The organism is Photorhabdus sp. RM323S (assembly GCF_042879375.1).
Classification (GTDB): domain Bacteria; phylum Pseudomonadota; class Gammaproteobacteria; order Enterobacterales; family Enterobacteriaceae; genus Photorhabdus; species Photorhabdus tasmaniensis.
In genome coordinates this window covers 21393-37427 of the sequence record NZ_JBHFKZ010000053.1, presented here as the reverse complement: position 1 = coordinate 37427, position 16035 = coordinate 21393, and the positions used below count along the sequence as shown (strand labels likewise).

Genomic DNA, 16035 nt, shown 5'->3' with positions numbered 1-16035 from the left:
CTTCGTTCGATATGCATTTCCTTTAAAAAATCAGGGCGAGATCTCACATTTTTAGATTTAATTTAAAAAACAGACTGAATGGCTATCAAAGACTATTGATAAAGCCGTATTGAGTGGGGGAGATTATATCAATATCTATTTATTGGTTGTTTTTTCGTAAAATGGAATCCCGCCCCACCTATAAAGTTTACTAGTAATTCTGAGCAGGTTTTATAGGTCATTACTCTTTGTTTTGTCTTCATAAATCAGCAGTTAAATAACTTTATGATATAAAAATACCTCTTCTTGTTTTTTCGTATAATCATCCTTTTTTTAGGGCTTAAATCCTGTCAAATTAACCGTTTTATCCTTTTTTTATTGCGTTATTTTTATAGTTTTCTTCATAAAATAGCCAGTGAAAAAGCGTTTGAACACACATCTGTTTGGACGATATTCTTTTGCGTGTGGATTTCTTTTTAACTTTCTATTAATGGTTAATGATTTTCGATTAAATGCAATTAGCTCTCCTTCGGAAAAACTGCATTTATTGCGTTAAATCCGCCCTGAATATAAAATTTTAATGCCGCTGGATGCGCACTTTTAAATGTTTATGGTAGATTAATTTTAATATCTGTCTCAGAGGAAGCTACATGTATTCCAATCCGTTTTTAAGCAAATTAACCTTATTATCTTTTTAGATAAAAAATGAAATTTAAATTATTTTCTGTTTAAAGTATTAAAAATTTATTAACTATTATCATATTGGATATCGTAGTATGAGCAAAATGAAATAATTTCAGCTTACTTGTAAAGTCTCGACATTCGGCTAATATTTAGTTAGATTTGGCTATCTAGAAGTCTAAACATGTAAACGGACAAAAAAATCGAGGTTATAGCATGCCAATTTGTATACCGGATGAATTACCTGCTGTGAATTTCTTACGAGACGAAAATGTGTTCGTGATGACATCTACCCGTGCAAATATTCAAAATATACGTCCGTTAAAGGTATTGCTGCTTAACCTGATGCCAAAGAAGATTGAGACAGAAAATCAATTTTTACGATTGCTATCCAACACACCTTTGCAGGTAGATATTCAGTTACTCAGAGTAGATAACCGGAAGTGTAAGAATACGCCTATTGAACATTTGAATAACTTTTATTGTGATTTAGAGCAGATAAAACACCAAAATTTTGATGGTCTAATTGTCACTGGTGCCCCATTGGGGTTAGTTGAATTTGGCGATGTGGCGTATTGGGGGCAGATCGAAAGAATAATTAGTTGGGCAAAGGAGCATGTAACTTCTACTCTATTTATCTGTTGGGCAGTACAAGCGGCTTTGAATATTTTGTATGGTTTGCCGAAGTTTACCAGAGAAGTAAAATTATCAGGTGTTTATTATCATACTACTCTTGACCCTCTGGCACTTTTGACTCGGGGGTTTGATGAATCTTTTTTTGCTCCTCATTCCCGCTATGCGGACTTTCCTGAGCCGGTTATTCGTGAACATACGGATCTGGATATTCTTTCCTGTTCTGAAGATGCAGGTGTGTATTTACTGGCGAGCAAAGATAAACGCATGGTGTTTGTAACGGGTCATCCTGAATATGATGCCGGAACACTGGCTGGTGAATATTTACGTGATTTAGCGGCAGGTCTAGATCCAAAGATCCCAATAAATTATTTTCCAGATAATAATCCAGAAAGAAAACCATTGGCCTCATGGCGCAGCCATGGGCATTTACTATTTTCCAACTGGCTAAATTACTATGTGTACCAGATTACGCCATATGATCTTACTTACATGAATCCAACACTGGATTAATATCTTCATAAATGGCTGAATTTCAGCCATTCCATTCCCCAGATTTTTTTCTGATCTTCTGTCAAAACATCGCACTTTTTATAGTTTATCTTATATAACAAAAACTTAACAAAGTTATCGTGTAATTTATGGAATCTATTTCTCTAATTATGTGTAGGTAATTTGTCATTTAACTCATTGTTTTTACTTTAATAAAATTAATTTTTTTAAAAAATGGAAATCGTTTTTGATTTATTTTAAATATAGATTACTCTTATTCAGGTGTGCTTTAAAATGAGGATGGGTAAATGACGCAGCAAACTTTAGCGACTGAATTATCGTTTATTAAGCAATTTGGCGCGGCAGAGCGGGAGGTTTTGACGCCTGAAGCGGTAGATCTTCTGGAAAATCTGGTTATCCAGTTTACTGATACACGGAAAAAGCTATTAGCGGATCGGAATATTTGGCAGAAGAAAATTGATGGCGGTGAATTGCCTGATTTTATTTCGGAAACCAGTTCCATTCGAGAAAGTGAATGGAAAATTCAAAATATTCCAATTGATCTCCGTGACCGCAGAGTAGAAATCACTGGACCAGTTGAACGGAAAATGGTTATCAACGCGTTGAATGCCAATGTAAAAGTTTTTATGGCTGATTTCGAAGATTCCTTAGCGCCGGCTTGGGATAAGGTTATTGAGGGACAAATTAATTTACGTGATGCTGTGAATGGCACAATTTCTTACGTTAATGAGCAGGGTAAACTGTACCAGTTACAATCAAATCCTGCTGTTTTGGTCGCACGGGTAAGAGGGCTTCATTTACCGGAAAAATATGTTCTCTATCAGGATGAACCCATTGCCGGCGGATTGTTTGATTTCGCGCTCTATTTTTACCACAACTATCAGCAATTGCTGGCAAAAGGGAGTGGCCCTTATTTCTATTTACCCAAAATTCAGTCTTACCACGAAGCACTTTGGTGGAGTGATGTGTTCAGTTTTGCAGAAGATCGCTTTGATTTGCCGAGAGGTACAATCAAAGCAACAGTATTGATTGAAACTCTGCCTGCTGTATTTCAGATGGATGAGATTCTTTACCATCTTCGTCACCATATTGTTGGCCTTAACTGTGGTCGATGGGATTATATTTTCAGTTATATCAAGACATTGAAAAATCATAGTGACCGGGTTTTACCTGATCGTCAATCTGTCACGATGGATCAGCCGTTCCTGAGTGCTTATTCCCGTTTACTGATCAGAACCTGCCATAAACGCGGAGCATTTGCGATGGGGGGAATGGCCGCCTTTATTCCAAGTAAAGATACTGAACACAACAAATGGGTGTTAGATAAAGTCCGGGCGGATAAAGAGTTGGAAGCGCGTAATGGTCATGATGGTACATGGGTTGCCCATCCTGGTCTTGCCGATACGGTAATGGAGGTTTTCGATAAGGCATTGGGAGAACTGCAAAACCAGTTAGCTATTTCCCGCGGGGAAGATGCGCCTATTACGGCAGTGCAATTGCTGGAGCCTTGTCCAGGAGAGCGCACTGAAGAAGGGATGCGCGCCAATATCCGCGTAGCAGTTCAATACATTGAAGCCTGGATTTCAGGAAATGGGTGCGTGCCTATTTATGGCTTGATGGAAGATGCTGCGACAGCAGAAATTTCCCGGACATCCATTTGGCAATGGATTCATCATGAAAAATTATTATCCAACGGTAAAAAAGTAACAAAAAGCTTATTCAAAAAAATGCTGGAAGAGGAAATGGAGGTCATTAAGCAAGAAGTTGGAGAAACACGTTTCAGCCAAGGGCGATTTAGCGATGCGGCCAAGTTGATGGAGCATATTACGACTCAGGACGAACTGATAGATTTCCTGACACTGCCGGGATATCAATTGCTCGACTAAGCAACGAATAACAATAAACCACTATTATCCGATTAATTTAATAAAAGATTAGGAAGTAGAAGTCATGACAATCTCCAGAACTCAACAAATCGCTCAATTGGAACAAGAATGGAAAAGCGCTCGCTGGAATGGAATTATCCGTCCGTACAGTGCGGAAGAAGTGGTTAAATTGCGCGGTTCGGTAAATCCTGAACATACATTGGCGCAGCTTGGTGCTAAAAAGCTGTGGGAATTACTGAATGGCAAGGCAAAGAAAGGTTATGTGAACTCATTGGGTGCATTGACCGGCGGACAGGCATTACAGCAGGCGAAAGCGGGTATTGAAGCGATTTATCTTTCTGGCTGGCAGGTTGCGGCTGATGCTAACACCGCATCCAGTATGTATCCTGATCAATCCCTCTATCCGGTGGATTCGGTTCCGGCAGTAGTCAAACGTATTAACAACAGTTTCCGCCGTGCAGATCAGATTCAGTGGGCAAATGGCATTGGTACTGATAGCCAGGAATATACCGATTATTTTCTGCCAATTGTGGCAGATGCGGAGGCAGGATTTGGTGGTGTTCTGAATGCTTTTGAATTGATGAAAGCCATGATTGAGGCTGGCGCTGCGGCTGTTCACTTTGAAGATCAACTTGCTGCGGTGAAAAAATGTGGTCATATGGGCGGTAAAGTTCTGGTTCCGACACAAGAGGCCATTCAAAAATTGGTTGCTGCGCGTTTGGCCGCGGATGTTTCTGGCGTGCCGACATTGCTGATTGCCCGTACAGATGCCGATGCAGCTGATTTGTTGACTTCTGATTGTGACGCTTATGACGGTGAATTTATTACTGGCGAGCGGACTTATGAAGGATTTTTCCGTACCAGAGCAGGTATCGATCAGGCGATTAGTCGTGGTTTGGCTTATGCGCCGTATGCTGACTTGGTGTGGTGTGAGACGTCAACGCCTGATATCGAAATGGCTCGCAGTTTTGCTGAGGCGATTCACGCTAAATATCCTGGTAAATTACTGGCTTACAACTGTTCTCCATCGTTCAATTGGAAAAAGAATTTGGATGATAAGACCATTGCGCGTTTTCAGGCTGAATTGTCAGCAATGGGCTATAAATTCCAATTTATTACTCTGGCGGGTATCCACAGTATGTGGTTTAACATGTTTGACCTGGCACACGCTTACGCGCAGGGAGAAGGCATGAAACATTATGTGGAGAAAGTTCAGGAAAAAGAATTCGAATCCATTGAACGTGGTTATACCTTCTCTTCCCATCAGCAGGAAGTGGGTACAGGCTATTTCGATAAAGTGACCACGATTATTCAGGGTGGGACATCATCTGTCACTGCATTGACGGGTTCTACGGAAGAGCAGCAGTTCTGATTGTTGTGTTTCTTATTCTATTCAGCCTGCTTATTGCAGGCTGAATATATTGAGGAGTTGCGATGGGGATAAATTCAGCACATCTGATAGCACAAACTATTTTACAAGGATTCGATGCACAGTATGGCCGCTTTTTGGAGGTGACTTCAGGTGCACAGCAGCGCTTTGAACGGGCTGATTGGCGCGCCGTTCAGCAAGCCATGAAAAAGCGTATCAATCTTTATGATCATCACGTTGGGCTGGTCGTTGAGCAGCTTAAATGCATACATGGTGCTTTCGGGTATGATGAAGAGTACATTGCCGAAGTGAAGGTGGTTTATACCAGTTTATTACCGGATTATCCCCGATTTGAAATTGCCGAGAGTTTTTTTAATTCTGTTTATTGCCGTCTGTTTGAGCATCGTAACCTGACACCGGATAAGTTATTTATTTTTACCTCCCAGCCTGCCCGCAGATTTCGGGATATTCCCCGTCCTTTATCCCGTGACTTTTTCCCTGATGGCAACCTTGCCTCAATGCTACGGACAATGCTTAATGACCTGCCGCTGCGTTTGCACTGGGAAGATCTGGAGAGGGATATTCGTTACATCACGGATTATCTGCAACGAACATTTCCAGTTGAGGAATTATTACAGGCGACTTTTCAGATAGTGAATGAACTGTTTTATCGTAATAAAGCCGCCTGGCTAGTGGGTAAAATCCGTATTGAAAATCAGGTTTCCCCTTTCTTATTGCCGATCCATCATAACGAATCTGGTGGGATTTTTATTGATACCTGTCTGACCGATCAGGCTGATGCCAGCATTGTATTCGGTTTTGCTCGTTCCTATTTTATGGTTTATGCGCCTTTACCTGCGGCTTTGGTTGAGTGGCTGAGAGAAATTCTGCCGGCCAAATCGACCTCTGAGCTTTATATGGCAATTGGCTGTCAGAAGCATGGTAAGACAGAATATTACCGGGAATATCTGGCATTCATTACCTTTTCCAAAGAACAATTTATGATCGCTCCCGGTGTTAAGGGGATGGTGATGTTAGTGTTTACTTCCCCTTTACTTGATAGAGTATTCAAGGTTATTAAAGATAAATTTGCGCCACAGAAAGAGGTGACTCAGGAGCGGGTACAAGAGTGTTACCGGTTGGTCAAAGAACATGACCGTGTGGGGAGAATGGCTGACACACAGGAATTCGAAAATTTCGTTGTTGATAAGGTTCGTATCAGTCCTGAGCTAATGGAAGAGTTGCAGAAAGAAATACCGGAAAAGTTAGAAGATTTGGGGGATAAGATCCTTATCAAGCATTTGTATATGGAACGCCGGATGACACCGTTGAATATCTATATGGAACAGGTGGATGAACAGAAACTGAAAGATGCGATTGAAGAATACGGCAATGCGATTAAACAACTTGCTGCGGCGAATATTTTCCCCGGAGATATGTTGTTCAAAAACTTTGGTGTGACACGGCATGGGCGTGTGGTGTTCTACGACTATGATGAAATCTGTTATATGACGGAAGTTAACTTCCGCGATATACCACCGCCACGTTATCCAGAAGATGAATTGGCCAGTGAACCTTGGTACAGCGTGGCACCAAATGATGTTTTTCCTGAGGAATTCCGGCACTTTCTTTGCACTGACAGTCGCATTCGCCGCTATTTTGAAGAGATGCATAGTGATTTGTTCAAAGCAGATTATTGGCGAGCGCTACAGGAACGGATTAAAGGTGGTCATGTGGAAGATGTGTTTGCATATCGCCGCAAACAGCGGTTTAGCCAACGCACTGAGATAGGAACCTATTCTATTTCCAACGTTTCAGCTTGATTTTGACGGGGAATTGGCAGTTGCCGTTGGCAACCGCCGTTTTCATCAGTAGTTGATATGATTATGTGAATCTACCGTGTACAATTTATCTTAAAATTATAAAGTGACGAATTATTAAAATAGTGACATCATATATATTTATTAAATTCAAGCGATAAATTATATGAAAATAATTCAATGAAAAACAAAATAATTATCCGCAAGAAACAAGATGAGAATAAATGTATAGCATATAATCAGAAATTAAGATTTAAGAGTAAATAGCAATCCTGGATTCCCCAAAAAAATCAAGCAGTCAATTTTTTTGGGGAAATTCAGCGTTTATCGATTACCTTGGTTGTTCAGGCCAATCAATATCATTTTCCTGTGAAATATCTACCCGGTTAAGCATTACTCTATATTCTTTCCATGCCGATAAAGCTATTTTCTCTTCTTTAGTAGCAATATCTAAATCAACAGCATCTTGCAATGGTGCGATTTTTTTTATTGCCTCAGCCATTAATTGCTGCTTTTGGAATTGAGCATATTGCTGTAATTCATCTTTTGTGGGTGGGGGAATATCAGCCCATTCTGGCAAGCCATTTTTACCCGCTATACGGTATTTTCCTTCTGGCGCGTTATTAGCGGCATATTCATAATAAACATCACTATTGACTTCCATAATATCATCCGGCAATGAACCAGCAGCAATATAATTCTCTTTCAATTCTATTGGGTAGAATGCATTGGTTTTTGCACTGTAATAATACATAACTAATATCCTATCGCTATCCAAAAGAATGGGCTGTTCCATCTGGCGTTTACCCAAGAATTTAATAAATCGAAAGATGAGCTATCAATCACATTTACGTAGCCAACAACCGCCCCCATACTACCTATTTTGCTCTGGATAGGATTAATACTCACAGAGTAATCCATATTGGAAAAACTAATTGGTAATTGAATACGAGCCACATTGCCACTTTGGATCACGTCAGTGCGTCCCCATTGATAAATTACACCGGTATCTCCACATTTCCACCAGCCATTAACAGCTTTACCGGCTGTATTTTTATTACCTTTAGCATTAATTTTTTTATCAACTTCAATACTAATTTTTTTGTCTAATTCAGTATCGATTCTCCTGTCTACTTCAATATTAATTTTTTGGTCTATTTGTTCTGGTGTGTATACACCGATATCCACGGCACCCAAATGAATATCCTCAGACAACTCTTTACCATTCACTTTTCGAATATTAGGCACTCTATTACTAAGCTTTTCATTAAACGAATCTGCTAATTCTTGGGTAAGCTTTTGTGTTGCGGCCAACGTACTGCTATTGCCAAGCCGGTCTGTAAGCTGAACAATGCCTTCCTGTGCTAATGAAGCACTTGGAGTTTCCGTTGTGATTTTTTGCTCTAAAGCTCTATTTAATTGTGTAGTGAGTTTGACGATATCGCCATCATCCAAAACATCATCGCTAGATTGTGTAGAGATAAAATCAGCTACCACAGATGATATCGTTGATGACTGACGCAAGACCTTATTTAATAAACCAATAGAAATAGTATTTGGTGGGATCCCTGTGTTCAGGTCCCGACTTTCTTCATATTCTCCTTGAGAAACAACATTAGCATCTTGGCTAGCAGAAAAGGCTTTAAATTCATTTTTATTACTCATAATTCCTCCTTAAGGAAAAAATAATGTTTTCATTAAATAAGATTTTGAGTTAATAGATATTAAAATAAAACATCTGTCCTATCATCGAATATCATTTTGATATTGCATTTCAATAATAGTCTCTTTCTGATAAAGAACGATGAAAATTTTTTATAACTTGTAGCAATTAACTATTTTCTTATAGTTAATTTGAGTAATAGATCAACACCTGAAACTAAATTTTGAATTTTTAGATGAACCTCTCACAACAAAAAATCACCGGGTCCAATAAGCTTTGTAAGCTCATAAAAACATGCTTAAGTATTTATTAGCTTGAATTATCCAGAATTTGTCTATCCTTATATATGTGGACAAATTCTATTGTCAATATTTATAAGCCTACTTTAAGTAAGGGAGAATTGTATGCCATCAAGAAGAGACGTCATGGTTGGAGGATTAAGTCTTGCTGCTGCCGGTATTCTATCTACGGTATCTTCAGCTAATGCTGCAACTGCTAACATAAAACTGCAAGGAGCTTATAAAACAGGTAGTGTAGAAAAAGCCCTTGATATTATTAGTCTTTATGATTTGGAAGACGAAGCACGTAAACTGATTCCTGCCCCTCAATTTGGCTATATTAGCAGTGGTTCAGGTGATGAATGGACGCTACGAGAAAATACTAGAGCCTTTGACGATTACCAAATTATTCCCCGCTATCTCGCGGGGATAAAAGAACCTGACACAACAACCGAATTACTTGGCAGTAAAGTGGATATACCTATTTTCATTCCACCGATGGCGGCACACGGACTGGCTCATATCTCCGCTGAAGTGGGAACCGCAAGAGGTGCTGCTGCTGCTGGTACCCTGTTTACTGCACAAACTCTGTCTAATTCATCTCTCGAAGATATAGCAAAAGTGAGTAACGGCCCCAAATGGTTCCAAATTTATTTTACCAAAGATATGGGTATTAACCGTGAACTAATTCGCCGGGCTAAAGCTATGGGCGCAACCGCCATCGTATTTACGGTTGATTTAGAGTGGAGCGGTAATAGGGAAGCTGATAGACGTAATAAATTTACCTACCCAAGTTCACTTCTATTTCCTAATATTCCTGGCGCTCCCGTTGGTGCAACGTTATCAGAGATTACAGCGCTATTTAAACGTGATCTTGATTTTAAGGATCTGGAATTTCTTGCCAAAGAATCAGGTCTTCCAATCATTGTAAAAGGTATTCAATCTGCCGAAAATGCTAAAGAATGTGTTGACCACGGAGCCGCAGCCATTCAGGTCTCTAACCACGGTGGCCGGCAATTAGACACTGTCCCGGCAGCAATCAAGTCATTACCAGGCATTGTTGAAGCCGTTGGGCGTCACATTCCGGTCTATTTAGATGGCGGTATCCGTCGCGGTATTCATGTGTTTAAAGCTCTCGCATTAGGTGCTAAAGCTGTCGCTATCGGCAGACCAATTTTATATGGACTGGCATTGGGCGGAGCACCAGGCGTGACTTCCGTTTTAAACCTGCTTAAGGATGAGCTGAAACTTAGCATGAAGCTGGCGGGATGCGCAGCTATTAAAGACATTGAGAGAAAGTTTATCAGTTTAATTTAACTCATTAACTGATAACGTAAATATCAGCCCCGTTTCATTTAAAATAGGTGATTTAAGGAAACGGGGTAAATTCTGTTAACCACGGTGATTTTTATAATTTAACCGGTAAAATAGAATTCTCACTTTCCCCCTGAAATATTCTTCAAGGGGAAATGTTTAATATAAATATTAATGAAGTATACGAGACGCTGACAGCTCCGTGAGATCAATTTCATACCTTTGTTGTTCTTCCATTCTACTGCGTAAAACATCTTCTACTAATGCAGAAAAACCTGTCATCATTTGCCGTTCCATAATAATGCCTTTTGGCTCAGGCCACGGCAGGCTGGCAATTGGCCAGTCACAATATAGTTTATAATAATTAAACTGATCCAGCCGCTCTTTACTCTTGTCAAAATCATTACTCCAGTAGGCATTACCCAACCGGAAGTTTGTATAGAATTCATCAAAGCGGCCAAAGATTTCATAAATATAATCAGCGGTTTTCAGCATATTTTTCCATGCTACTTCTTCACTGATATAACCAGCGCAAAAACAATTACGGCTTAAAACAATTGCAAGCCACAAATCAAATCCCCAAACCAATGCAGGTGGGCGCCCATTAGTAGTTTGAGAACATTTACGAATAGAGTCAGGTGTTACTTCAACTAATTTGGCAAGAACTTTAAACATTTTGCCATCACTAAGCGCAGCATCAACAGCAAAATGTTTTGAATGTACCCCACCCCACAAACCGGTTAGCATTTTCATATAACCTTCTTCATCAATAATTCCCCAGTCACTGTATAGTTGGGATTGATGTTCCTGAGTAGGTGATAATGGGAGCAGCCAGTAACGATAGTTATCATGAGCAACCCGTGACTGCAAAGGATAATGCTCCAGAGTTTCACTCCAAAAACCCAGCCAATAGTCACTCACAATATTTAACCGCAATACCTGGCGCTTTTCTTCCGGTAAAAAAGATAAACCTGCTTGTTGATAATAACGCCGTTGTTCCCATTCAGGACGTTTAACAATACGATAAATAATAACTGAAAGTAACATTACTGAAAATAATGCTATACTGACTACTTGTGCCAGAAGTAAATAATCTGTGGCAGGGACGGATACATTATCTATTATAAATAATACAATTGCTAAAGATAATATAATTCCCATACAGACTGCAATTACAAATAAAATATTAATCAATGCGTATAATGAACTCAGAAAAGGTAACTTTCTTTTTTCACAGATAATATTCTTTATTACCTGATAGCCTTTAGCAGGAAACTGCCTATAATGAGGCTGATTTTGTAAAAGTTCTTTCATCACAAATGATTCCTTTCCGAAAATTATCTACCATATATGATAATTCTTATCTGTATTATAACAAACCTCAGGAAAACATTATTTTTGCTGCTAAGTATCAATTTAATCAAATTAACCCCATAAGGGGACAAGCATAGTGAACTTTTCTGGAGAATATTTTCTATCGTAGAAACATGATAACATCCTAATATTGTTATCATGCTGGCTGTAAGGGGCGCAATGAAACTGATTAACCAAAAAAAGTTACTGGAACAAGCCGAAGCTATTTGCCTGGCACGGGGCGTTCGCTTTACTCCGCAGCGGTTTGAAGTTTTGCGTCTGATTTCAGAGCAACCCGGCGCAATCAGTGCTTATGATTTACTGGATTTATTGCGGGAAGCAGAACCACAGGCTAAACCACCAACCATATACCGGGCACTGGAATTTCTGCTGGAACAGGGATTTATTCATAAAATAGAATCCACCAACAGTTATGTGCTGTGCCACCATATCGAACAACCAAGCCACACCTCAGCAATGTTTATTTGCGACCGCTGTGGTTCTGTTACAGAACGGGATGGTGGAGCCGTTGAATCCGCTATTCAACAGTTAGCAAAAACTGCCGGATTCAGTTTACGCCATACAGTCATTGAAGCGCATGGTTTATGTTCCTCTTGTGCAGAGATTGAATCCTGTACTGAGCGGGATGGATGCCAGCACGACCACAGTATTGAGGTAAAAAAGAAATAGAGAACCTGTAAATAGCGGCAGGCAACCGCAGAATCACGTTCAAGATAATCATATTGATAAACCAATAACATGATTCTGCCGGAATATTGCAACTCTTTGACAATCACCAAAAAACAACGATTCGATATTTTACTATCAAAACCCATCACCGTTACGAATCACCCCGACGGCTAATCCTTCAATTGTCAGGCTCCGTTCGCGCAGATCCACCACGATTGGCTTAAACTCAGGGTTTTCTGCCAACAATTCAACTTTATTTCCCGTCTGTTTAAAACGTTTTACAGTTACTTCATCTTCAATACGGGCAACAATAACCTGCCCATTACGAACATCCTGTGTTTTATGCACAGCCAACAGATCACCATCCATAATCCCAATATTTTTCATGGACATACCGCTGACTCTCAACAGGAAATCCGCACTTGGCTTAAACAGTGCAGGATCAATCCGATAATGACTTTCAATGTGCTCCTGCGCCAACAGTGGTTCACCTGCGGCTACACGACCAATCAACGGTAAACCAGATTCTTCTAGCAGCAAACGGATACCCCTGGATGCCCCGGCAACAATCTCTATCACCCCTTTGCGAGCCAATGCTTTTAAATGCTCTTCAGCCGCATTAGGTGAACGGAAACCAAGACGTGATGCAATTTCAGCACGCGTTGGTGGCATACCCGTTTGCGAAATGTGGTCACGCACCAAGTCATAAACCTGCTGCTGCCTTACGGTAAGTGCTTTCATTTCGCCCCCTGTGTGTTTATACAGTCAAACTGTGAGTATATACAGGTAAATAGCGATTGGGAACCTGCTAGGGCAGAAAATCAGCCCAATATAGTATAATGACTCATTATTAAACTAAATCAGGTCACAAAATAGCGCCAGAGAATGGTACTCCAGACAATTAACGACAGCATCATCGTCAGAAAGACCGCCGCCGATCCCATATCTTTTGCCCGGCCGGACAGTTCATGGAATTCGCTGCCAATACGATCAACGACAGCTTCAATAGCACTGTTCAGGATCTCCACAATCACCACCAGTATCACTGAACCAATCAGTAAAATGCGTTCAATTGCGCTGATATCCAGATAAAATGCAACAATTATCGCCAATATAGATACGATTATTTCCTGCTGGAAAGCCGCTTCATTTTGCCACGCAGCCCTGAGACCTTTCATCGAATATACGGTTGCTTTGATGATACGGGTCAGTCCCTTGGATTGATTTGCCATAAGTTATTCACACCAAGTATGAGGTTATTTGCCACTTTTATCTTTTATTATCGTCTTAACATAACAGATCTCAACACCTGTTTCTGGTATGCTTGCGACATATTGCTAACAGGAGGCTTCAAGTTATTTATGTCAGGTTGGCGTAAAATATATTATAAATTATTGAATTTACCACTAAAAATACTGGTAAAGAGCAAACTTATCCCTACAGATCCCATTACCGAATTACGGCTTGATACGACACGTCCTATTTTGTACGTCTTGCCGTATCACTCCAAAGCAGACTTACTGACATTACGTCAGCAATGTCTTGAGCAGGATCTGCCGGACCCTTTAAATTCACTGGAGATCGGTGATACTGAGCTTCCGGGCTATGTATTTATCGATAATGGCCCACGCGTATTCCGCTATTGCGCACCAAAGCAGGAATCGGTAAAAATTTTCCATGCTTATCTGGATCTGCATCGTAATAATCCAAACCTGGATATTCAACTGCTGCCAGTTTCTGTCATGTTTGGTCGTTCCCCCGGACGTGAAGGGCACAGCACCCCACATCTGCGGCTACTTAATGGTATTCAAAAGTTCTTCGCCATTCTCTGGCTGGGCCGGGACAGTTTTGTGCGTTTTTCAAACACAGTGTCTCTGCGTTATATGGCAACGGAGCATGGCACAGACAAGACAATTGCTCATAAGTTGGCTCGTGTGGCACGAATGCACTATGCACGCCAACGCCTGGCGGCGGTGGGTCCGCGTCTGCCTGTTCGTCAAGAGTTGTTTAATAAGCTGCTGGCTTCAAAAGCGATAGAAAAGGCCGTCACTGATGAGGCCCGCAGCAAGAAAATCTCCCATGAGAAAGCGCAACAGAATGCCGTTAACATGATGGAAGAGATTGCTGCGAATTTCTCTTATGAAACAGTACGGCTGTCAGATCGTGTGCTTGGTTGGACTTGGAACCGTCTGTATCAGGGGATCAATGTTCACAACGCTGAACGCATCCGTCGTTTGGCACAGGATGGTCACGAACTGGTTTATGCGCCCTGCCACCGTAGTCATATGGATTATCTGCTGCTCTCCTATGTGATTTATCATCAGGGTTTGGTGCCGCCCCATATCGCTGCGGGCATCAACCTGAATTTCTGGCCGGCAGGCCCGATATTCCGCCGCCTTGGTGCATTTTTCATTCGCCGTACGTTTAAAGGTAATAAACTCTACGCCACGATATTCCGTGAATATCTGGGCGAGTTATTTGCACGCGGTTATTCTGTTGAATACTTTATGGAAGGCGGTCGTTCCCGGACAGGTCGTTTGCTCGATCCCAAAACGGGCACCCTGACCATGACGTTACAAGCAATGTTGAGAGGCGAATCACGCCCAATCACTATCGTGCCAATTTATATCGGTTACGAACATGTGATGGAAGTTGCCACCTATGCCAAAGAGCTGCGGGGGGCAACCAAAGAGAAAGAGAGCCTTTTCCAGATGCTGCGCGGTTTGCGTAAACTTCGTAATCTAGGTCAAGGTTATGTAAACTTTGGTGAACCTATCCCGTTGATCCAATATCTTAATCACCATGTTCCTGACTGGCGGGACTCTATTGATCCAATAGAATTCCACCGTCCCGAATGGGTTAACCCGACAGTCAGTAAGCTAGCCGGGAAAATCATGGTGAATATCAACAATGCTGCGGCAGCTAACGCAATCAACCTGTGTTCAACCGCCCTGCTGTCATCACGTCAGCGAGCACTTACTCGTGAGCAACTGCTTGAGCAGTTGGATTGTTATATACAACTCATGCGCAACGCGCCTTATACTGACGATGTTACTGTGCCCAGGAAAACCGCAGAAGAGTTGTTGGAACACGCTCTGCAAATGGATAAGTTCGAGGTAGACAAGGACAGTATGGGCGACATCATTATCCTACCGCGTGAGCGTGCGGTTTTGATGACCTACTACCGCAACAATATCCAGCATTTATTGGTACTGCCATCACTAATTGCCTGCATCGTTATTGATCATCGCCGTATCAGCCGTGAAGCGTTACTAAGCCAGGTAGAAATTATTTATCCCCTGCTCAAAGCAGAACTGTTTATACGTTACAGCAAAGCAGATCTGCGGGAAGTGGTTAATATCCTGGTTAATGAGCTTACCCGCCAGAGCCTTATCTGCAACAAAGAGCAAGGTATGCTGGTGTTGAATCCAGCGCGTATTCGCCCATTGCAATTGCTGGCAGCCGGTGTCCGCGAAACATTGCAACGTTATGCCATCACCCTCTCTTTACTGAATGCCAACCCGGAAATCAGCCGGGGTGCGCTGGAAAAAGAGAGCCGAATGCTGGCACAACGTCTGTCGGTATTGCATGGCATTAACGCACCTGAATTCTTCGATAAGGCGGTATTCACCACATCAGTAAATACACTGCGTGAAGAAGGTTATATCAGTGATAGTGGTGATGTGATTACAGCAAATACTCAGGAGCTGTATCAGGTATTGAGTGAGCTGATGTCACCTGAAATCCGTCTGACTATTGAGAGTGTCAGTTTACCGGCTGAACACAACGATGCAGAAGAGACAGCGAAAGAAGCATAATTTTTAACATCCGGGTGATAATGGGTTTTTCCCATTAT

General features: G+C 41.2%; 12 protein-coding genes. 7 read left to right on the top strand and 5 right to left on the bottom strand.

The features are described from left to right. Window positions 1-876: 876 nt before the first annotated feature. From metA to aceK, 4 genes are all read left to right on the top strand, one after another. On the top strand, window positions 877-1806 hold the full coding sequence (metA, locus tag ACGF7G_RS18160; RefSeq protein ID WP_387467340.1) for a homoserine O-succinyltransferase: 930 nt from the start codon (window positions 877-879) through the stop codon (window positions 1804-1806). A gap of 287 nt (window positions 1807-2093) precedes the next feature. Further along, window positions 2094-3692 (top strand): malate synthase A, encoded by a 1599-nt coding sequence (gene aceB, locus ACGF7G_RS18155; RefSeq protein ID WP_387467338.1) that lies wholly within the window; start codon window positions 2094-2096, stop codon window positions 3690-3692. Window positions 3693-3756: 64 nt separating this feature from the next. Next, window positions 3757-5064 (top strand): isocitrate lyase, encoded by a 1308-nt coding sequence (gene aceA / locus ACGF7G_RS18150; protein ID WP_133816402.1) that lies wholly within the window; start codon window positions 3757-3759, stop codon window positions 5062-5064. 62 nt (window positions 5065-5126) lie between these two features. Continuing rightward, window positions 5127-6884 carry a bifunctional isocitrate dehydrogenase kinase/phosphatase gene (aceK, locus tag ACGF7G_RS18145; RefSeq protein ID WP_387467335.1) on the top strand — a complete coding sequence of 586 codons (1758 nt, stop codon included), beginning with the start codon at window positions 5127-5129 and terminating at the stop codon, window positions 6882-6884. Window positions 6885-7212: 328 nt separating this feature from the next. Here the strand turns inward: aceK and ACGF7G_RS18140 are convergent, their stop codons facing one another. Both ACGF7G_RS18140 and ACGF7G_RS18135 read right to left on the bottom strand, forming a co-directional pair. After that, entirely contained in the window at window positions 7213-7635 is a 423-nt protein-coding gene (locus ACGF7G_RS18140; RefSeq protein WP_387467333.1) for a tail fiber assembly protein, read from the bottom strand. 2 nt (window positions 7636-7637) lie between these two features. Further along, window positions 7638-8546 carry a tail fiber protein gene (locus ACGF7G_RS18135; protein WP_387467331.1) on the bottom strand — a complete coding sequence of 303 codons (909 nt, stop codon included), beginning with the start codon at window positions 8544-8546 and terminating at the stop codon, window positions 7638-7640. 402 nt (window positions 8547-8948) lie between these two features. Here ACGF7G_RS18135 and ACGF7G_RS18130 point away from each other — a divergent pair, with 402 nt between their 5' ends. Continuing rightward, window positions 8949-10139, top strand: a complete 1191-nt coding sequence (locus ACGF7G_RS18130; RefSeq protein WP_387467329.1) for a lactate oxidase — start codon at window positions 8949-8951, stop codon at window positions 10137-10139. A gap of 168 nt (window positions 10140-10307) precedes the next feature. Here ACGF7G_RS18130 and ACGF7G_RS18125 read toward each other — a convergent pair whose 3' ends face one another. Continuing rightward, window positions 10308-11450 (bottom strand): DUF1266 domain-containing protein, encoded by a 1143-nt coding sequence (locus tag ACGF7G_RS18125; RefSeq protein WP_387467342.1) that lies wholly within the window; start codon window positions 11448-11450, stop codon window positions 10308-10310. 219 nt (window positions 11451-11669) lie between these two features. Here ACGF7G_RS18125 and zur point away from each other — a divergent pair, with 219 nt between their 5' ends. After that, complete coding sequence (zur, locus tag ACGF7G_RS18120; RefSeq protein WP_387467327.1) at window positions 11670-12179, top strand: zinc uptake transcriptional repressor Zur; 510 nt, start codon at window positions 11670-11672, stop codon at window positions 12177-12179. A gap of 135 nt (window positions 12180-12314) precedes the next feature. Here the strand turns inward: zur and lexA are convergent, their stop codons facing one another. Further along, entirely contained in the window at window positions 12315-12920 is a 606-nt protein-coding gene (lexA, locus tag ACGF7G_RS18115) for a transcriptional repressor LexA (protein WP_387467325.1), read from the bottom strand. A 119-nt stretch (window positions 12921-13039) separates the two neighbouring features. Next, the gene (locus ACGF7G_RS18110) at window positions 13040-13411 is read right to left on the bottom strand and encodes a diacylglycerol kinase (protein ID WP_387467323.1); all 372 of its coding nucleotides are present in this window, start codon (window positions 13409-13411) and stop codon (window positions 13040-13042) included. A 129-nt stretch (window positions 13412-13540) separates the two neighbouring features. On the opposite strand from ACGF7G_RS18110, the gene plsB reads away from it, so the two are divergent. Next, entirely contained in the window at window positions 13541-15997 is a 2457-nt protein-coding gene (plsB, locus tag ACGF7G_RS18105) for a glycerol-3-phosphate 1-O-acyltransferase PlsB (RefSeq protein WP_387467321.1), read from the top strand. Window positions 15998-16035 lie beyond the last annotated feature (38 nt).